16 protein-coding genes are annotated in these 19,505 nt (G+C 42.3%); 12 read left to right on the top strand and 4 right to left on the bottom strand.

Annotation, left to right across the window (positions count from 1 at the left end):
• Positions 1-6 precede the first annotated feature (6 nt).
• Together fadJ and HQQ94_RS14255 are read left to right on the top strand one after the other, a co-directional pair.
• Positions 7-2,148 carry a fatty acid oxidation complex subunit alpha FadJ gene (gene fadJ, locus HQQ94_RS14260; protein WP_173295043.1) on the top strand — a complete coding sequence of 714 codons (2,142 nt, stop codon included), beginning with the start codon at positions 7-9 and terminating at the stop codon, positions 2,146-2,148.
• Between the two features lie 238 nt (positions 2,149-2,386).
• A complete protein-coding gene (locus tag HQQ94_RS14255) occupies positions 2,387-2,590 on the top strand; it encodes a hypothetical protein (RefSeq protein WP_173295042.1) in 204 nt (67 codons plus the stop codon).
• A 119-nt stretch (positions 2,591-2,709) separates the two neighbouring features.
• Here the strand turns inward: HQQ94_RS14255 and HQQ94_RS14250 are convergent, their stop codons facing one another.
• Positions 2,710-5,484: an insulinase family protein gene (locus HQQ94_RS14250; RefSeq protein ID WP_173295041.1), complete on the bottom strand. Its 2,775-nt coding sequence runs from the start codon at positions 5,482-5,484 to the stop codon at positions 2,710-2,712.
• Between the two features lie 230 nt (positions 5,485-5,714).
• Between HQQ94_RS14250 and sixA the strand changes: the two genes are divergently transcribed.
• Entirely contained in the window at positions 5,715-6,185 is a 471-nt protein-coding gene (gene sixA, locus HQQ94_RS14245) for a phosphohistidine phosphatase SixA (RefSeq protein ID WP_173295040.1), read from the top strand.
• 16 nt (positions 6,186-6,201) lie between these two features.
• Here the strand turns inward: sixA and smrB are convergent, their stop codons facing one another.
• On the bottom strand, positions 6,202-6,732 hold the full coding sequence (gene smrB, locus HQQ94_RS14240) for an endonuclease SmrB (RefSeq protein WP_173295039.1): 531 nt from the start codon (positions 6,730-6,732) through the stop codon (positions 6,202-6,204).
• Positions 6,733-6,851: 119 nt separating this feature from the next.
• On the opposite strand from smrB, the gene prmB reads away from it, so the two are divergent.
• The 6 genes from prmB (at position 6,852) to HQQ94_RS14210 (ending at position 12,380) form a co-directional block, all read left to right on the top strand.
• Positions 6,852-7,796, top strand: a complete 945-nt coding sequence (prmB, locus tag HQQ94_RS14235) for a 50S ribosomal protein L3 N(5)-glutamine methyltransferase (RefSeq protein ID WP_173295038.1) — start codon at positions 6,852-6,854, stop codon at positions 7,794-7,796.
• A 147-nt stretch (positions 7,797-7,943) separates the two neighbouring features.
• Positions 7,944-9,038: a chorismate synthase gene (gene aroC / locus HQQ94_RS14230; RefSeq protein ID WP_173295037.1), complete on the top strand. Its 1,095-nt coding sequence runs from the start codon at positions 7,944-7,946 to the stop codon at positions 9,036-9,038.
• A gap of 160 nt (positions 9,039-9,198) precedes the next feature.
• On the top strand, positions 9,199-10,374 hold the full coding sequence (locus HQQ94_RS14225) for an MFS transporter (RefSeq protein WP_173295036.1): 1,176 nt from the start codon (positions 9,199-9,201) through the stop codon (positions 10,372-10,374).
• 17 nt (positions 10,375-10,391) lie between these two features.
• Positions 10,392-11,516, top strand: a complete 1,125-nt coding sequence (locus HQQ94_RS14220) for an ATP-NAD kinase family protein (RefSeq protein ID WP_173295035.1) — start codon at positions 10,392-10,394, stop codon at positions 11,514-11,516.
• A 64-nt stretch (positions 11,517-11,580) separates the two neighbouring features.
• Positions 11,581-11,850, top strand: a complete 270-nt coding sequence (locus tag HQQ94_RS14215; protein ID WP_173295034.1) for a YfcL family protein — start codon at positions 11,581-11,583, stop codon at positions 11,848-11,850.
• A 17-nt stretch (positions 11,851-11,867) separates the two neighbouring features.
• Positions 11,868-12,380, top strand: a complete 513-nt coding sequence (locus HQQ94_RS14210; RefSeq protein WP_309247248.1) for an RNA methyltransferase — start codon at positions 11,868-11,870, stop codon at positions 12,378-12,380.
• 127 nt (positions 12,381-12,507) lie between these two features.
• Here the strand turns inward: HQQ94_RS14210 and HQQ94_RS14205 are convergent, their stop codons facing one another.
• A complete protein-coding gene (locus tag HQQ94_RS14205; protein WP_173295032.1) occupies positions 12,508-13,818 on the bottom strand; it encodes a DUF5666 domain-containing protein in 1,311 nt (436 codons plus the stop codon).
• 82 nt (positions 13,819-13,900) lie between these two features.
• On the opposite strand from HQQ94_RS14205, the gene HQQ94_RS14200 reads away from it, so the two are divergent.
• Positions 13,901-14,578: a response regulator transcription factor gene (locus HQQ94_RS14200; protein WP_254304065.1), complete on the top strand. Its 678-nt coding sequence runs from the start codon at positions 13,901-13,903 to the stop codon at positions 14,576-14,578.
• 31 nt (positions 14,579-14,609) lie between these two features.
• Positions 14,610-15,857 (top strand): HAMP domain-containing sensor histidine kinase, encoded by a 1,248-nt coding sequence (locus HQQ94_RS14195; RefSeq protein ID WP_173295031.1) that lies wholly within the window; start codon positions 14,610-14,612, stop codon positions 15,855-15,857.
• Positions 15,858-15,910: 53 nt separating this feature from the next.
• Here the strand turns inward: HQQ94_RS14195 and mnmC are convergent, their stop codons facing one another.
• Positions 15,911-17,959, bottom strand: coding sequence for an FAD-dependent 5-carboxymethylaminomethyl-2-thiouridine(34) oxidoreductase MnmC (mnmC, locus tag HQQ94_RS14190; RefSeq protein WP_173295030.1), 2,049 nt, complete (start codon positions 17,957-17,959; stop codon positions 15,911-15,913).
• Between the two features lie 112 nt (positions 17,960-18,071).
• Between mnmC and fabB the strand changes: the two genes are divergently transcribed.
• The gene (fabB, locus tag HQQ94_RS14185; RefSeq protein WP_173295029.1) at positions 18,072-19,283 is read left to right on the top strand and encodes a beta-ketoacyl-ACP synthase I; all 1,212 of its coding nucleotides are present in this window, start codon (positions 18,072-18,074) and stop codon (positions 19,281-19,283) included.
• The last annotated feature ends 222 nt before the right edge of the window (positions 19,284-19,505 follow it).

The raw sequence follows: 19,505 nt of genomic DNA, 5'->3' as shown, positions 1-19,505 counted from the left end.
ATGATAATGGATAAGACATTTAATTTAACGAGACGTGAAGACGGTATTGCTGTACTGGTGATGGATGTTCCCGGTGAAACAATGAATACACTACGTGCTGAATTCGGACCTGAAATCAGTCAAGTATTGGCCGACATTAAGGCTGATGATCAGATCAAAGGCTTAGTGCTTATTTCGGGGAAGCCCGATTCTTTTGTCGCGGGTGCTGATATTTCTATGCTAGATGCCTGTGCTACAGCTGCAGATGCAAAGCAATTATCCCAACAAGGACATGCTGTTTTCAATGAACTTGAATCATTGGCGATCCCAGTTATTGCTGCGATTAACGGTGCCTGTCTTGGGGGGGGATTAGAGTTAGCCTTAGCGTGTCATCAACGTGTGTGCAGCTTGCACCATAAAACCATGATGGGGGTGCCTGAAGTGCAACTTGGATTGCTCCCCGGTGGTGGTGGAACGCAAAGGCTACCTCGGCTTGTAGGGATCACCACCGCATTAGACATGATGTTGACAGGTAAACAGTTACGGCCTAAACAAGCACTTAAACTTGGCTTAGTCGACGACATAGTACCTGAAACTATCCTATTACAAACTGCAGTGGAAATGGCGCTTAAAGGGAAACGCTTACCTAAAAAAGCCAAATTATCATTGCTGAATCGTGTGCTTGAAAGCACAACGATGGGCCGAAATATTATTTTCGATCAGGCGGGTAAGCAAGTTTTGAAGAAAACTCAGGGCAACTATCCTGCGCCCGCTAATATTATCGATTGTGTGCGCCAAGGCATGAGTAAAGGGTTGGTGCAAGGGCTTGAACTTGAAGCAAGTCATTTTTCCTCTCTGGTGATGTCCAAAGAATCTGCAGCGTTAAGGCGTCTCTTTTTTGCAACCACAGAGATGAAAAAAGAAAGTGGTGCCGGTGATGCCAAGCCTCGCAGTGTCAAAAAGGCCATGGTTTTGGGCGGTGGTTTGATGGGCGGCGGCATTGCCTCGGTGACGACAACTAAAGCCAAGATCCCAGCAAGGGTTAAAGATATCAGCGAACAGGGATTAAGCAATGCACTGTCCTATGCTTATACGTTGCTGAATAAAGGCGTTAAGCGTCGTCATATGACGCCAGCTGTGAGGGATAATCTGATGTCGTTAATGACGACCACGACAGTGTATAACGGTGTTAAAGATGCTGATATCGTGATTGAAGCGGTATTTGAAGATTTAGCGTTGAAACATCAGATGGTGAAAGATGTGGAGCGTGAATGTGGTGAACATACCATTTTTGCATCGAATACTTCTTCATTGCCTATTTCTCAGATCGCAGAGGCCGCCAGTCGTCCTGAAAATGTGATTGGTTTACATTATTTTTCCCCTGTGGAAAAAATGCCACTGGTCGAAGTCATTGCCCATGCGAAAACCTCGGCAGAAACCATTGCGACAACCGTTGCTTTTGCGCGAAAACAAGGGAAAACGCCCATTGTTGTACAAGACGGTGCCGGTTTTTATGTCAATCGCATCTTAGCGTTATATATGAATGAAGCAGCGCAGATTCTGCTTGAAGGGCAAAGTGTTGCGTCTTTAGATAAAGCCTTAGTTAACTTTGGTTTCCCTGTAGGGCCTATGACATTGTTGGATGAAGTTGGTATCGATGTTGGCGCTAAAATTTCACCTATTTTAGAAAAAGAGCTTGGCGATCGCTTCAAGGCTCCTGCTGCATTTGATAAGTTACTTAACGACGATCGTAAGGGCCGTAAAAACAACAAAGGTTTTTATGTTTACGGCAGTAAGAGTAAGAAAAAGTTGAAGCAAGTCGATACCTCTGTTTACCAGGTTTTAGGTTTGTCAACGCCAGAAAATCGTGAGTTAAATGCAAGCCAGTTGACAGACATGTCACAACGCTGTGTGGTACAAATGCTCAATGAAGCAGTGCGCTGTTTGGATGAGGGGATCATTGCCTCTGCAAGAGATGGAGATATTGGGGCGATTTTCGGGATAGGCTTCCCACCATTTCTGGGTGGGCCATTTCATTATATTGACACATTAGGTGCTCAAACATTAGTGTCTTTGCTGGCAAGATACCGTGATCAATACGGCGATCGATTTACGCCGTGTGATCGATTAATAGCAATGGCAGAAAATGGCAATAAATTTTTTGAGTAGAATCGTTTATTGTTAAGATTTTACTCGATTAGATTACCGATTAATGATGCAGCAGTATGATGATGCTGCATCATTTTGCTTGTTAGAATATTTAGTGCTTTTTTTGACCCTTATCTTTGTGTAGAATCTATTCTCTGTTTAGAGAATAGACGGTATTTTTCATTTTCATTTTTTGATACAACAAGCGAATGCTTGCTTTGTTTATCTGTCGTAGATTGTTGTCAAAGGTCATAGATAAATGCTATTTTCAGTTTTCATTGCTTGTGTCCTCTTATCGGGCTTTGTGATGGGCAAGCTTGCGTTTGAAGCCGGATTAGGAGTGAAGCGGTGGGCGATTGTCGGCTTTATGTTAGGACCAATGGGTTATCCCTTGTTTAATGTACATAAACGATTTGCCATAAAACGGGCTGTGGGACAGTTTACAAGCACAATAACACTGTGATCTTTTGTTAATGGTGCACATTGAAAGAGTAAATGAACTGCGTAGAACACTTTAGTATTGTATTTTTCCAAATGACACTTTTCAATTAGCCAGTACTACCAATGCTAAATAGATGAGCTTTACTGAGTATCTTTGAAAATATTCAGATCAGTGATCATGTTTTCTGAGGTTAAAGGGGGAAGATTTTTGTGATGTTCACCTGTTGAGAATAGCACCAAGCGGTCGCGGTGCTTGTGACGCATTTTTTTCATCATGAGTTTAATTAAATCTTCACGAGTGAGCTTCTCTATCTCTGTAACAACAAGTTTTCGTTGATTAAAATCATAGTCCTTGTTTCCTATACTTGACCAATATCTTTGTCCACGGGTTGTTAAGTTGGGATCGTGTTCCATTATCTGATTCATTAAGCCTTGTTTAGTGAGTGTCCATTGCTCATGGGTTAATTGTAAGATGGTATAATTAAAGTCTGCGATAAATTCATCAATGGCTTCTAAGAGTTGTAAGGGGCCTGATAAGGGGGATTGGATATAAAAAATCATCCCAGGATATCGGTTTAAAGGAAAATAGCCAGTACCTAACATATAGCCGAGTTGCTTCTTTGTTCTTAATTCATGAAAGAAGGCTGATGACATTGAGTGATTTAATAAACTAAATATGGCCATCATGGCAGGGGTTGATGTGTCTGCTTGGTAGTAAACGATGATCCCGCTATCTTGGTGCTGTGCAGGGATCTGTCGCATTAAAGTCCCCTTGCCCGATAGGCTCACTAATTCTCTTTCTGCTCCTTGGCAGGGGGATGAGATAAGAGAGACAATGTTTTTAAGGTTCTTTGCCAATATGCTGGCTTCACTGGCTAGCCAATCTCCATATATCAATCCTTCAAGATGTGTTTCTTGGTAAAATTGACGAATATGATCGTGTAACTCATTTAAGGTAATTGTTGTGAGTTCATCTGCCATAGTGGATGGCTCGTAACTGCGTCTTTGCAGTGATACGGTGAGACCTGTAAATAGCTGTGAAATGGGTTTTGCCTGGGTGTGGTTGTACCAGGCTCTTAATAGTTGGCGTTTGATTAGAGTCAGCCTCTCTTGAGAGAAATATGGCGTTCTGGCTTTTTTGATTAACAGTGCTAGGAGTATTTTTTGTTTTCCCGAAAATCCAGTAAGGTGCAAAGTGATCCCGCCTTGATGGGGATAGATATTGTAACTTAATCCTGCTACTTCAGCTTGATAGGTGTGTTCAATAAGATGATCAAGTAACATCTCAACATATAAACGGGTGAGGGTGGCTTTTCTTGCTGAAGAGGCTGCTTCAATCGAATCTATAGAGAGATATATGTGTCCTTTTGGCAGATTAAATTCATCATCCTTTTGATGCCAAATACGGTAGCCATGGTGTTGAGAGATGATAATAGGCATGTTGGTTTGGCTTGATTGTGATCTAGCTATAGCATCTTTGATGATAAAAGGGTTTTTATTCGGCAAAGCTAATTCTGAGCGAATATTGACCTGTTTCCAACGTGTTAATTTATCCATTGGCAGCGCTTGTATTTGGTAAGGCGCATGGTACCAAGCCGTCTGACTATTGGTTTCAAGTTCTGCTGAAATGAGCTGAATACGCATATTTGATGGCGTCATGAGGTTTAACAGCTTCATGGTTTGAGGTACATGAAGGCCATCCATTTTATAATCACCTAATATCAAATCTTCGACGTCATAATGGTGCATATTAATACTGAGGTGGCTGGCAAGGTCGACAGGTTTAATGTGCTCTTGATATTTAAAGGCCAACTTGGAGAGATTAGCTTGCTCTTGGTAACGCCAATCTTGCATGGCTTGTGTTTTAATGAGTTCAATATATTCAAAAGCACAATCAATCACCGTATCTAGTGCTATGACTCCTTTATCTGTTAATTGAATGCTGATGTTGTAATCCTTAAAGTTATAACCATTGACTCCTCCCCCTGCAGATAGGTTAATGGCATAACCGTTGTTTTTGAGATATGAAAGCAAGCTGCCGTGGCCTTCGTAGCCGAGTAGGTGACTGATAAAAGTAAGGGGTTTATGTTTATAATAGGAATATATTTGAGGCAAAGAAAAGGTAATAGCCACCCGCTTTTGATCTTTCATCGGGATGATATTGATGTGAGTTTGCAGTTGTTCTACTTGGTAAATAGGCACGTCAGGGTATTTTTTTTGCCACTGCTTATCAATAATGGGACTGAAAAAGTGGGTGGCTAGATGTTCAAGATCTTTCAGTGGTGAGGGCGCGACTATGCAGAGCGTCATCACGTTGGCGCTATAGTGATGATGATAAAACCTGAGCAGTTCTTCTCTTAATATACCTTGATCTCCACTTAAGGTTTTCAGGTTACCGACAGAGAACTTTGAAAATGGGTGAGCAGGGTTAACGGTTTCTTTTTGAACTTGGTACGTTCTGCGAATATCATCTTTTAATTTTAGGCTAAATTCAGATTCAATGGCATGTCGCTCACGATCGACTAAATCTTTATGGAACAAAGGTGCGATAAAAAACTGACTAAACCTGTCGAGTGACTCTTCAATAAAGTGGGCATCTATACTAAAGAAAAAATTAGTGTATTCTGTCCCTGTCCAAGCATTGTTACTGCCACCGTGTTGATTAATAAAAGCATGGAATTCACCGGGCTCTGGGAATTTTTCGGTCCCTAGAAAAAGCATGTGTTCAAGAAAATGTGCCATACCTGGGCGTGAAATGGGATCGTCAAAATGACCAACGTTGATAGCCATAGACACTGCTGCTTGGCTTGCCGAGCTATCTTCAACCAATAACACCGACAAATTATTGTCTAATACAAGGTATTGATATTGACGATGATCATGTGGACTTTTAATTATTTCCTTAGCTCCGCTCAAATCGTTGACTCCGTTATGTCGATGTATTAACCCTTTAATAGTGACCAATAAAGGGGTGATGAGAGTGGGATTTTCTTGCATTGATATTATATAGTGGGTCTGTTCTGCGAGTTTGGCAAATATGACCACGTTTATTCGCGTAATTAATCCCTACATTTAGGTTTTTCCAGATAAGATTTCAGGCTACAATATGAGATATAAAGATAATAATAATCAATGGCGAGAGTGGTATGCAGTTATTTTTAATGCGTCATGGTGAAGCAAGTTACCTTGCTCATTCAGACAGAGAAAGAACACTGACTGACACGGGACGTTACCATTCGAGTGAGATGAGTCACTGGTTGGTTAACTCGGTGATGGCATTTGATTTAGTATTGGTAAGCCCTTACTTGCGGGCCCAGCAAAGCTGGCAAGAGGTGAGTCAACATTTTCCTGAGCCAAGAAAGTGGCTCGTGCTTGATGAACTTATACCATCAGGCGATCCACGCACCGCCGTCGATCTCACCCTCGCTTATGCTGAGCAATATAAGGCTGATAAGGTACTCGTCATCGCTCATATGCCATTACTGGGCTATATGGTGAGTGAATTAGTTTCAGGTATTGAGCCGCCCTTGTTTGCAACCTCTGGGGTATCTCTTATCGATAAACATGGTGAGCAGTGCAGTGTTGTGTGGCAGCATAGTCCACACTCAATCAGCTAATCTGCGCGATGGGGTGTTATCTTCGGTGGGGAAGTTCACCAATATCGATTAATACAAGTAAGGCTGCATCAGCTCCCCATTCTTTAGGGGCTTTATGAAAAGCCATGACATGAGGATGCTGAGCTAACCACATGGGGATGTGTTGTTTTAATATCCCGGTACCATGTCCGTGCATGATGCAGCAGCAATGAGACTGCTGCTTGATGCATGCTCTGATCAGCGCTGCTAACTCTAGTTTGGCTTCAGATTGGCGCATACCATGAAGATCTAACAACAGATCGGGCTGATAATCCCCCCTTCGTAGCCGTTTAATTTCGAAGCTGTCAACATCATCACGACGCCAACGCATAGGACCTTCACTGGGTAAGTTAGGTTGATAAGTATCGGAAAAATAGCTATCAGAATCGAGTTGTTGTTCTTTTTCTGCAAGTTGTTGCTTATCTTTTTGTGGCGTACCAAAATGATGTTTATTTTGCTTAAATGGCTTCATCCCTTCCGTTAACGTGGAAAATAAAGTGTTATCTAGGGGCTTTTTTTTCTTATTCATAAGGCTATTTGTTATATTTATCGTTAATAGTGTCAATTCTTCCTCTATTTTATTGAATCCGATGCCATATGAATAGAGTTCAGTTACAATGAAGCAGAATTATTATACTGGAGTGAGTTGTGGATAAGATTTTTGTGGATGAGGCCGTGACTGAATTACGCACCATCGGAGATATGTTACGTTGGAGTGTCAGTCGCTTTAACGACGCGAATATTTATTATGGCCACGGCACTGATAACGCGTGGGATGAAGCGATTGCATTGGTTTTTCATGCGTTGCATTTACCTGAAGAGATTGGCCAGCAAGTCATACTTTCAAATCTTACCAGCAGTGAAAAGCATAAAATTGTTGAGCTTATTGTTAGAAGAGTGAGGGAGCGTCTGCCTGTTCCCTATTTGACCAATAAAGCGATGTTTGCTGGGTTGGCGTTTTATGTCGATGAACGAGTACTTGTGCCGCGCTCACCGATTGCTGAGATGATAGCCACGCAATTTAGTCCTTGGTTATACAATAAATCAGTGCATCGCATATTGGATCTTTGCACCGGCAGTGCGTGTATTGCCATCGCTTGTGCATATGAGTTTGAGGATGCTGAAGTCGATGCTGTCGACATTAGTAGCGACGCGCTAGACGTGGCACAAATCAATATTGAAACATTAGGAGTGATGGACAGGGTTTTCCCTATTGAATCTAACCTTTTCTCCACAATACCTAAAGGGCCTCATTATGATCTGATTGTGTCTAATCCTCCTTATGTTGATGCCGAAGATATTGATGATATGCCTGCAGAATATCATCATGAGCCTGAAATTGGTTTAGCGTCGGGTCAAGATGGCTTAGCGCTAACGAAACGTATTTTAGCCAATGCTGCCGATTACCTTACCGAGGAGGGGGTTTTGGTGGTTGAGGTCGGTAATTCTATGCTCCACCTTATAGAACAATTCCCTGATGTTCCGTTTACTTGGGTTAGTTTTGAACATGGTGGGGACGGTGTGTTTGTCTTGACTCGTGGGCAGTTGCTTGAGCATGGATCTGTGTTTGCTATTCATAAAGATGGTCAATAATAGGCATTAAATAATACAGATGATGAAAGAGGCTAACGAATATGCTTGCTTCTTTTAATTCTGTTACTTAGCGCTCATATGGGCTAGTCTGAGTGAATACAGTTAATTTAGCGTTTTTTATAATAAGTTCAGAGGTAGATAAAGCGGATGTCGGGAAACAGTATTGGTCAAAATTTCGTGGTAACAACGTTTGGTGAAAGTCATGGAGTCGCCTTAGGCTGCATTATTGATGGATGTCCCCCAGGTCTTGAACTCAATGAAGCTGATATGCAACATGATTTAGATCGTCGACGCCCAGGGACTTCTCGTTATACTACGGCAAGGCGTGAGCCTGATGAAATTCGCGTATTATCTGGCATATTCGAAGGCAAAACCACAGGCACATCAATCGGCCTAATGATTGAAAATACTGATCAACGCAGTAAAGATTATTCCAATATTAAAGATGTATTTCGTCCCGGTCATGCAGATTACACTTACCAACAGAAATACGGTCTAAGAGACTATCGTGGCGGTGGACGCTCATCTGCTCGTGAAACAGCCATGCGAGTCGCTGCCGGTGCCGTTGCAAAAAAATATTTAAAGCAAGTTCATGGCATTGAAATTAATGGCTTTCTTTCTCAACTTGGGCCTATTAAGGCTGAGCATATAGATTTTACTCAGATAGAGCAAAATCCTTTTTTCTTTCCTGACGCATCAAAACTTGATGTACTTGATGAATACATGAGAGAGTTAAAAAAGAGTGGTGATTCCATTGGGGCTAAGGTCAGTGTGATAGCCTCTAACGTTCCTGTAGGGCTTGGTGAGCCGGTGTTCGATAGACTGGATGCGGAGATAGCCCATGCACTTATGGGGATCAATGCGGTAAAAGGGGTTGAGATTGGTGATGGTTTTGAGGTTGTCACTCAAAAAGGCTCTGAACATAGAGATCCGATGTCTCCTCAAGGGTTTGCGTCTAATCATGCTGGTGGCATTCTAGGAGGAATATCCTCAGGTCAGCCAATTGTAGCCCATATTGCGATGAAGCCAACATCGAGTATTAGTATTGCAGGTGAAAGTATCACAGCTCAAGGTGAGTCAGCAGAGGTTATCACCAAAGGCCGTCACGATCCTTGTGTTGGGATCCGTGCAGTGCCTATTGCGGAGGCCATGTTAGCAATAGTCCTTATGGATCATCTGTTAAGGCATAGAGCGCAGAATATGGATGTGCATAGTCAAACTCCGATGATAGGCATGCGGTAGTTTTATTGGTTATCGACTGACGTTAACAATAAAAATTTTAAAAGGCGCATTAAGCGCCTTTTTATTATTATTGTTTACGGTGAATAATATTTAAAAGTATCTTACTGTTTGGCTTACTTGGCGTTAATATAGCGCCATTGTTATGTTGTGGTATTGTTTTATGAAGTTAACCTCTCCAGCGAGTATACAACTGCGTTGGATTAGCGCCTGTTATTTTTTCTTTTTTGCCATTTTAGGTGTGATGGTGCCATATCTTGGTGTTTTCTTTGAAAATCGAGGCTTTAATCCTCAAGAAATAGGTTTTTTGTTAGCCATATTAATGGCGACTCGGATCATCGCCCCTAATATCTGGGCTATGGTTGCAGATAGAACAGGCATGAGAGCTCAGTTGGTTAAATGGGGCGCCGCTGCGGCTGCCATTAGCTACCTGACTTTCTTTTATAATGGCAGTTTTACCTATTTAGCCATGAGTTTGATGGTGTATACCTTTTTCTGGAATGCTATTTTAGCCCAGCTAGAGGTGATAACGCTGGAAACATTAGGTGAAAACACGTCACGTTATGGTGCCATTAGAAGTTTTGGTAGTCTTGGTTATTTGGTATTTGTCGTGGGGGTTGGTTTTGCGATAAGTGTCTGGGGAACTGAAATCCTGCCTTATGTCGGCATGGTGCTGTTTATTGGTTTATTGTTAAGCGCCTTGCCTTTGCCGTCACAGCGAGTGGTGATTAAGCACGCTACTCAGAAGTCACCACTGGTATTAAATAAAGCCTTATTCTGGTTCTTAATCTCAGCCATTTTATTGCAGATGAGTGCGGGACCTTTTTATGGTTTTTTTGTTTTGTACCTTAAACAGTCGGGTTATAGTGAAGCGATTGCAGGTATTTATGTGGCGCTGGGTGTGTTAGCTGAGATTATTATGTTTATGCTAGCACCGCGTCTATTAGGCCGTTATGGGGTTAACTGGCTCTTGGTTATCAGCCTAGGTTTTACCGCTGTACGCTGGTGGTTGATGGCTTACTTTGTTGATAACTTTATGTTGTTGGGAATTAGCCAGTTACTCCATGCCTTTACGTTTGGGTTAGTGCATGCCGCTTCGATTCAGTTTGTGCATCGTCATTTTGATATTCATCATAGGAGCAAAGGGCAAGCGCTCTATGCCAGTCTTAGTTTTGGTGTTGGAGGGGCTCTAGGCACTTGGCTTTGCGGCGTGATTTGGGGAAATGGCTCTGGTGCATCAATGGCATGGATTGCGGCGAGTGTTTGTGCATTCATGTCTATGGTCGCGGTATTTTTTATCCCTCATGAGTCCAGATTAAGCCACGACTCTATTGATTAATTGAATAAGGATCCGCAATGACAATTCGTTTTCGTTTAGGTTTGCTCATCAATCCTCTTGCAGGATTAGGCGGCAGTGTTGCGCTAAAAGGCAGCGACGGTGTCGCTGATGAAGCGATCGCTAAAGGTGCACAACCTAAGTCACATTTGCGTATGAAACAGGCTCTTGAGGTGATAAGACCTTATCGTCATGAGATTGAAATCATGACTGCTTCAGGTCTTATGGGCGAGTCATTAGCATTAGAAATGGGCTTTGATGTGCGAGTGGTGCATCATGTTAATCAAGAGACCGGCGCAGTAGACACTCAAGCTGTGGTTAAAAAACTTTTAGATGAAACCTTAGATTTACTGTTGTTTGCTGGGGGGGATGGTACTGCGCGCGACATTTATCATGTTGCAGGCGATACATTGCCAGTACTTGGTGTCCCTGCGGGGGTGAAAATCCATTCAGGGGTATATGGGATAACTCCTCATGCTGCTGGAACCGTGGTTAAAATGCTACTTGAAGGTGAGCTAGTGAGCTTGATGAATGCTGACGTGATGGACATTGATGAAGTCGCCTTTAGACAAGGAACCGTTAAGGCTCGCCGATATGGAGAGATGCAAGTGCCTGCTGAGCCGAGATTTATTCAATCGGTAAAAATGGGGGGCGTTGAAGTCGATGAGCTTGTATTGCTTGATATTGCAGCAGAAGTGCTCGATAACATGGATGATGAGCTCTATATTATGGGATCCGGAACCACCGTTGCAGCTGTGATGGATGAATTGCAATTGGACAATACTTTATTAGGTGTTGATTTAGTACAGAATAGGGAGCTAATAGCCGCTGATTTAAGCGCCCAGCAATTGCTTGAACAGACCTTAGATCAATCGGTAAAATTAGTGATCACTTTGATTGGTGGACAAGGGCACATTTTAGGCCGAGGAAATCAGCAACTGTCCAGTGAGTTAATAAAACGGGTCGGAAAAGACAATATTATTATCTTGGCGACCAAAACTAAGCTAAAAGCACTTGAAGGACGGCCATTAATTGTGGATAGTGGCGATCCTGAATTAGACCGAGACTTATGCGGTTATTATCGAGTGATCACCGGTTTTCATGATCATGTGATGTACCAAGTCGCTAATCCTGATTTAATGTGAATGATCTCGAAGCCAATCGAAATAATGTTTGCAGCTTGCTGCGGAAGAAAATAGTGGAGTTATTATGTTAGAGCAGTATGAAACCGCCTTGTATGAATGGATAGACGATATCGTTGCCAAAGGGAATGAAGATGCCCTGTTTGCCAGTGGTTATCTACAAGGACATTTTGCTGTGGCCATTTCACAACTTGAAATTGAAACGGAACAAAACTTTTCAGCCTTAAATGAAAAAATGCATGTATGTATGACATTAGCTAAACAAGAACTGGCAGATGCAGATTATGCACTTGTTGATTCGGCATGGAAACAGCTTAGTGACAGATTAGCCCCGTGAGTGTGGAAGGTGAACATGTGGTTCAGATAGGACTTGTTAATCCCAAAAGTCCTACTAATGTGGGTGGGATCATGCGCGCTGCAGGTTGCTATCAGGCAGATGCCGTTTTTTATACGGGGAAACGGTATGCATTAGCGGTCAGTAAGGGGAATGCTCAGTACAATACTGATACTAAAAGAGCAGGGCATATTATCCCGCTGCAATCTGTTGATAGTTTGCTTTTGGCTAAAGCCGATGGCGTGAAACTCGTGTGCGTGGATCTTGTGGTTGGTGCGATCCCTCTGCCTGAGTTTGTTCACCCAGATAAAGTCCTATATGTATTTGGCCCGGAAGATGGCACCATAGATCAAGAGATCATAGACAGTGCTGATGCTGTGGTCTATGTACCCACTATAGGGTGTATGAATTTGGCAGCATCAGTCAATGTACTACTTTACGATAGACTCGTTAAGTCAGGTTGTCATCATGGCAATGATGAATTGATTAAGCGCAGTCGCGATACTAACAATCGGGTGAGAGTGAAGCCTTAACGATGCAAAATCCAGTCACTTCTCAAGATGCGAGAGATTGTGTTTTGGAGCGGTTTTCATATAGCCTCAAAAGCATAAAAACCAGCTAACAAATGTTGCTGGTTTTTTTGTCGCCTTGATTGAAAAATTAATCTAAACGGCATTGAATTAAATCATGCCCATTAAGCCTGCATTCAAGGTCTACCCAACGAGTATTAAACTGAGCGAGTGAGTTATCAGATGAGGGGTAATTCCATAAACTATTATTACTTACAGGTCCTTCTAGACTAATATGGATAGCTTTAGTTTCACGCTCAATGTCTTTAATTAACCAATGAGCTGGGTTGGTATTGCTGGCTTTGACTTCAATGCCTTCAATTTCTACCCACAAATTGTTAAGGGCTGACTCAGTTAGGCCATCATCGAAGTGAGTTGCGGCATCTATGATAAATTCAATGCCATTGATGGTGACAATGCCGTCGTTAGTTTCAGCTAAACCTTGCACAGAAAACTCCTTAATTTGATCAACCGGTGTTTCTGGTTGTTTATTTTCAAATTCAATGCTTTTTGCAATTAAGCCCTCGTTACTCTGTATCATGTCGACATCAACTAAGTTTCCATTTTTTAAATCAGTGTGAGTGCCATCTTCATATGTTGTTTGATTGGTTACCTGCACTTTAGTTCGATTGTCAATTTCAAAATACGTCTGTTCAGCGTTCACCCACGTAATCGTTCCTTCAGCTTCAACGCCAGCGAAATCAATATCATTTTCAACATCGATTTCGAGAGCGGTGAGTATATCCTGATTATAGTGTCCGTAAACTTCTACCCATTGGCCATTGCTGAGTATATCGCCGTCTTCGATAATCGCATTGGTGTATTCAACTTGCATTGAACCAATGGTAAACTTACCTATTGCGGTGTCTAATGCTGAAATACGGCCTTCTATTTCTGAATAAGATAATGCAGGTGAAGCGTTTACAGAGGATACTGACCAGAGTCCATCAGTTTGCTGTCGGGCTGAAATCATAACCCAGCTTCCAACCTCGATATCGCTGTTTAACTCTAAGTATGTAAAAGTTGTGCCATTAACCACGAGGTTATTGCCTTGTATTTGAGAGACTACGCCTGTAATAGCGGGGTCGAGTTCAATCTCAGTGGCTTTATCTTGTTGTGTCTCAACTTTGACTTGAGTACCGGGTGTGAGATCTGCGAGTGCAAGCGTGTTGTTTTCATAGTAAATCGGTGTTCCTGCTGTTTGCAGAGTATAACCATTGACTGTTATGGTTTGATTCGCTGGTGATACGGCGCCAACCGTTCCCCATATTTTAGTCGGTGTTGCAGATACTTCAGGAACGTTAGCTGCAGGGGCGTTATCGCTGCTCCCCCCGCCACAACCGACAACGAAGGTGGCGAGAATGCTTGCTAATAATAGATTTTTTGTATTTAAAGATTTCATGGTTGTCGTGCCTTAATGAATGAGGTTAAAGATATGCTGAGCATGGTATCGAGATAGGTGTGAAGAGATCGTGAAGGAGAACATGAATTTAATGAAAGTGTTAATTGTCGAAGATAATCATAATGTCTCAGAAACAATTGCTGATTATTTGGAACTCGAAGGGGTCGTGATAGATTGTGCTTATCATGGAGAAAGTGCGATTAAGTTAGTCAGTGATAATTATTATGATGTGATCATTATGGATATCATGATGCCTAAGCTTGACGGTATCTCAACCGTGAAGAAATTAAGACAGGAGTTGTTTTGTCCGACGCCCATTTTATTTCTCACTGCTAAAGATCATCTTGATGATAAAGTTGCGGCATTTAACGCGGGCGGAGATGACTATTTACTGAAGCCATTTGCCATGCAGGAATTGAGTTTACGTTTACATGCATTAAGTAACCGTGGTCCTAGACGAGATGTCGGACTGCTGAGTTATGCCGATATTGTGATTGACACGAGTACTGATAAAGTGAGTCGCGAAGGGTTAGCCATCAAATTGAGTCGAACTCAGTTTAAGATCCTCTCATTATTGCTTAAAAATGCACCTACCATTGTCTCTAGGAAAGAAATTACCCAAGTACTTTGGGGCGACGAGTCACCTGACAGTGACTCACTGAGAAGTCACGTGTATGGATTAAGAACCGCTCTCGATAGAGGATTTACCGAATCACGTTTGGAAACCTTACATGGGCAAGGCTACAGGATAAAAGCCTAGCAGCAAGTGAATTATTAATGATGAGAGTAAAATGCATAACAACCCTGCCGTAGATCACAGTCATTTCCCCAGCTTTTATTGGAGACTCCGCTGGAGCTTCGGTTTGATGACCTTGTGTATTTTTAGTTTGTTTTGGTCACTTATTTATTTTGCTGAAGATAGACTTGAGATACTCAGTTTACATCATTGGCTTGATACTGAAGCGAGCCAATATGCTAGAGACTTTAATGAGTTTGGTTTTGCAGCACCATTGCCTAATATTGTCGAGTTTAGAAGTTATTGGAGTGAAGAGGCACTGCCTAATTGGCTGTTAAATTACACCAAAATGGGCTTTTATGAGCATTTAATCGGCACTGAAGACAAACATTTTATTGTTAGTAAGCATCCTTCAGGAAAAGGATTAATGTATATTGTTTTTCAAGATGATGCGGATGATTATTTAGACAGTTATGAAGCGGATCTACACTACTTAACGCTATTTTTGGGGGGAGCGATGACGTTAGCCATGCTAGTTTATGGACTTTACGTTGTGCGAACCTTGTCGCAGCCTTTGGCTAAAATTCTACAAAAAGTGGGTAGAATGCCACTGGATAATGAATTGTTTGATGTCGAAACTCAGTTTCGCGAGACCCGTGAGATAGAAAGCTCTCTGCTTGAAAGTAAAATTAATATTAGTAATTTCTTTATACGAGAAAAGGAGTTTAGCCGGTTTGCTTCACACGAACTGCGTACACCTATCATGGTTATAAAAGGGTCCACTGAGTTGCTACAAAAAATCCCCGACCTCCCCCATATAGCCACCAAGGCGATAGCACGGTTAGAGCGCGCCAGTGATGAGATGGCGTTGCTGACAGACACTTTTTTATTACTGGGAAGGGGATCGGTTGAGCAGAGGCATATGGCAAGTTATTCATTGGAGAGTTTATTGTCAAAACAGATAGGTAAGTTGGCGATATTATTTGCTAAAAATGATGCCAGCTATCGACTTAGAGTGAGAGGGCCAAGTCTGGTTTATGCACCCGCAAGCTTTGTCACTGTGATCATCGATAATTTGATTAAGAATGCCTTTAGTTACAGCGTGGGTGATATTGATATCAGTATAACAGATACCGAGTTAACTATCAGTAATTGCCATGATGGTCATGAACTGTATAATGAAGGCTATGGCTGTGGATTAGTGATCGTTGAGCGTATATGTGAGCGGATGGATTGGATTTTCGAACACCATAATACCTCTGACCATTATGTTGCGATTGTTAATTTTTCTAAAAACGTTTAATTGATTAACTCGCCTTGCTGCTTATACAGTAAAGCGAGTTAACGAGAGTGTAACTACAGGGCTTTACCTTTTATCAATTTACGCATCCACATGCGGTTAGGGTTAAGCATTTCCAGTGTGGGGCCGTCAAGTGGTATTATCTCACCGCAAAGTTGGGCGGCTAAGGCTTCTGCTGCTAAAGGACCTGATGTGATCCCACGTGAGCCTAGTCCGCCCAATACATATAACCCTTGATGGATGGGTGCCGGTGTTTCCTGCCAGTATTTGATACTTTCTTTTGTGTGTTGATGCTCTTGATAATGCACTAAAATATCATCAATATCTGGTGTGCATCCCATCATAGGTGCATGATCTCGCGTGACCATTCTTACGCCGATGCGGGCGTGGTTATCGCTGATATCCACATCTTCTGTCCAGGCTTTGTGTGCATAGCTTTGTGTCACTTTCTGTAAATTTTCCAATTGCTCGTTTGGGCAATAATCAAGGTGCTGAGGATTTTTAACATAACTGGCACCAGTACAGTGGAAGCCATTATGCTGTGGCGTGAAGTAGCCATGGGAGCAAAGTACCGTGTTGAGTTTTAGAAGTGAATCTTGAGTGGGGATATGGCTCACTTGTCCCCTAAATCCTGTGATGGCGAGCTGCTCACTTTGCTTAAATTGTGTAAGCCCTGGCCCATTAGCCAGCACTAGAGTGTTGAATGGGCCAAATGTGATCTCTTGGTGGCTATTGCTATCTATTTTATAAATATACCACTGATCTACAACCCGCTCTATTCGAACTATTTGGCAGGTAAACTCTGCTGTGACGTCGCTAAGTTGGGTGGCTTTATCGAAAGCGGCTTGCGTAAACTCATGAGGGTTTATCCACCCTCCAAGCGGATAATATATTCCCGCTTTATCGATATCAATACCAGCAACCTTACTGGAATCCTCGCTGCTGATGGCACTGGCTATCTGTTCATTCCATGTTTGTGAGGTAATGATCTTATTCAGTCTGGTACTACTGCGTTCATCAAACCCTGTTTGAAGTACACCGCAGAAGTCATAGTTGATAGTAAATCCGTCATCAACCAATGATTGAAGCCGACGGCGACTGAATAAGTAGCCTTGTTGAAAATAATGGCTTAGATGACCGTTATCTGGTGTCAAAAGGGGGTATATCGCTCCTTGTTTATTGCCAGAAGCTTGTTGCGCGAGTGTGCTGTCACTGCAAAAAAGATGGATTTTTTGCCGTCGTTGGGCAAGGGAAAGTGTCAGGTGGGCACTGGCTAAGCCTCCTCCAATGATCGCAATAGTATCGGCACCAGTACTGTGATTTATCATGGCAGGGTTAAGAGGATTGTATTGTGTTTTTTGACGATGGGCTTGTCGTAATGCTTTTCTTTCTTGTGCGAGGACTTGACTATCAATGGTACTTAAGGTCGTCGGTGAATAGGCCTCAGTATAGGAAACTGAGTTTGATGACTTAACGAAAAAAGCGAAGCCTGTTTTTCTGGCAAGATCCGAGAGTGTGTCATTAACACTGTGATGTAAGCTGTATATTTGAGCGTTATCTTGGCTTAACCTTGCCATTTGCCATAATATTGCTTCGTTTAACGCCTGCACGTTTAGGGTAACAGTCCAAAAATCGATGAGGGCATTTGAGTTTGATGGACAGTGTATTTGTTTAAGGCAGTGTAAGGGTTCTCCAAGGTAGAGATCGAGTATGAACTTGCCGTCATCAAAGATAAATCGTTGGCAACCTGATATAGCCACAGGGTTAGCTTGTAATAGTGCAGTGATAAAATGCGCATCATTTGAGTCTTGTGTGGTAAGTGCGCCTAGTTGCGTGATGAACCGTGTTAATGCACTCATATCAGATTCAAAGATTTTTATATTGACAGACATAGGGTTTATGTCTAGTTTCAAACATTGTTTAAATGCGAGTAATTGTTGTGGATCGCCCAGACCAAACTGTCCACACACCCAATTTTGCTTAAGAGGCCAGTTAATGACTAAATGGTTTAAAAATAAGTCTGCACAATCATTTTTATGGTTCATTTGGGTATTTTTCTCACATTCTTGAAGCAATGAATTTACTCTTCGTCTGATATTAGGCATTATTTTACCTATGTTTATTGAAAGCTGACCACTTTATTGTGCTAAAAGCGATATTATAGCCACAGTGAATGGGTTCTAAGTGTACTTAAATGTACAAAATGGATAGTAAATAATGAAAAGAGTCGTGATCACCGGACTTGGCATAGTCTCAAGTATTGGTAACAACAAGCAAGAAGTCACTGAGTCACTAAAAGCTGGCCGTAGTGGCATTACTCACTCAGATCAATTTGAAGAGATGAAGCTTCGCAGCCATGTTTGGGGCGATATCAAATTAGATCCTAAAGATTATATTGATCGTAAAGCATTACGTTTTATGGGCAATGCTGCTGCTTATGCATATATCGCGATGGCTGAAGCCATTGAAGATGCTGGGTTAACCGAAGCACAGTATTCAGATCCACGTGTTGGGATAATTGCAGGTACAGGCGGTGCTTCGTCGGCAAATCAAGTTGCTGCTGCAGATATTTTGCGTGAAAAAGGTGTTAAACGTGTTGGGCCGTATATCGTTCCTCGTATTATGTCGAGTACCTCGAGTGCTTGCCTAGCGACACCGTTTAAAATTAAAGGGATGAATTATTCAATTAGTTCAGCTTGCGCGACCAGCGCTCACTGTATTGGCCATGCGGCTGAGCTTATTCAAATGGGTAAGCAAGATATGGTGTTTGCGGGCGGTTCTGAAGAGGTTGATTGGACATTAACAATGGGCTTTGATGCGATGGGCGCGCTGTCTACTAAGTACAATGACACGCCAGAGAAAGCATCTCGTACCTATGATGCCGATCGTGATGGCTTTGTTATCTCAGGTGGTGGCGGTATCGTGGTCGTTGAAGAGCTGGAGCATGCGCTGGCCCGTGGGGCAAAGATTTATGCTGAAATCATTGGTTATGGCGCATCTTCAGATGGCTATGATATGGTGGCTCCATCAGGTGAAGGTGCGGTACGTTGCATGCAGATGGCCCTTGCTGATGTGGATACCCCAATTGATTACATCAACACTCATGGGACATCAACGCCTGTTGGTGACATGCGTGAGCTTGAGGCATTACGTGAAACCTTCGGCGAAAATTTGCCAGCGATAGCATCAACTAAGTCTTTGACGGGCCATGCACTTGGCGCAGCGGGGGCTCATGAAGCGATTTACAGCTTAATTATGATGGAAGAAAGCTTTATTGCACCTAGTATCAACATTGATAACTTAGATGAGAAAGCTGAAGGCATGCCAGTTGTGACGCAATACCGTGATGCTGATCTTAATACTGTTATGAGCAATAGTTTTGGTTTTGGTGGTACGAATGCGACTTTAGTTATGCGTAAGTATCAGTAATTTGTTATGTATAGATACACCTAGCACGTGATGTTTATGTGTATCCTACGATGACCCAAACCATCTCAAGATGCAGGATCCTGCATCTTGAGATGCAAAAAAGTTCAAGGGCGCTAATTGCTCCCGTATTAACGACATTTCCCATGTCAGTTCATAACATGGGAAATGCCGTGTTTATTGATAATCGATGTTTTTAAATGACTATCAATACGCCAATACGCC

The sequence above is a fragment of the Shewanella sp. VB17 genome (assembly GCF_013248905.1).
Classification (GTDB): domain Bacteria; phylum Pseudomonadota; class Gammaproteobacteria; order Enterobacterales; family Shewanellaceae; genus Shewanella.
This window is presented reverse-complemented; position numbering and strand designations above follow the sequence as displayed.

Bases quoted from the DNA above. Each gene is read 5' to 3' on its own strand.
- fadJ (WP_173295043.1), top strand. From the start codon at position 7: ATGGATAAGACATTTAATTTAACGAGACGTGAAGACGGTATTGCTGTA.
- HQQ94_RS14255 (WP_173295042.1), top strand. From the start codon at position 2,387: ATGCTATTTTCAGTTTTCATTGCTTGTGTCCTCTTATCGGGCTTTGTG.
- sixA (WP_173295040.1), top strand. From the start codon at position 5,715: ATGCAGTTATTTTTAATGCGTCATGGTGAAGCAAGTTACCTTGCTCAT.
- smrB (WP_173295039.1), bottom strand. From the start codon at position 6,732: ATGAATAAGAAAAAAAAGCCCCTAGATAACACTTTATTTTCCACGTTA.
- aroC (WP_173295037.1), top strand. From the start codon at position 7,944: ATGTCGGGAAACAGTATTGGTCAAAATTTCGTGGTAACAACGTTTGGT.
- HQQ94_RS14225 (WP_173295036.1), top strand. From the start codon at position 9,199: ATGAAGTTAACCTCTCCAGCGAGTATACAACTGCGTTGGATTAGCGCC.
- HQQ94_RS14220 (WP_173295035.1), top strand. From the start codon at position 10,392: ATGACAATTCGTTTTCGTTTAGGTTTGCTCATCAATCCTCTTGCAGGA.
- HQQ94_RS14215 (WP_173295034.1), top strand. From the start codon at position 11,581: ATGTTAGAGCAGTATGAAACCGCCTTGTATGAATGGATAGACGATATC.
- HQQ94_RS14205 (WP_173295032.1), bottom strand. From the start codon at position 13,818: ATGAAATCTTTAAATACAAAAAATCTATTATTAGCAAGCATTCTCGCC.
- HQQ94_RS14200 (WP_254304065.1), top strand. From the start codon at position 13,901: ATGAATTTAATGAAAGTGTTAATTGTCGAAGATAATCATAATGTCTCA.
- HQQ94_RS14195 (WP_173295031.1), top strand. From the start codon at position 14,610: ATGCATAACAACCCTGCCGTAGATCACAGTCATTTCCCCAGCTTTTAT.
- mnmC (WP_173295030.1), bottom strand. From the start codon at position 17,959: ATGCCTAATATCAGACGAAGAGTAAATTCATTGCTTCAAGAATGTGAG.
- fabB (WP_173295029.1), top strand. From the start codon at position 18,072: ATGAAAAGAGTCGTGATCACCGGACTTGGCATAGTCTCAAGTATTGGT.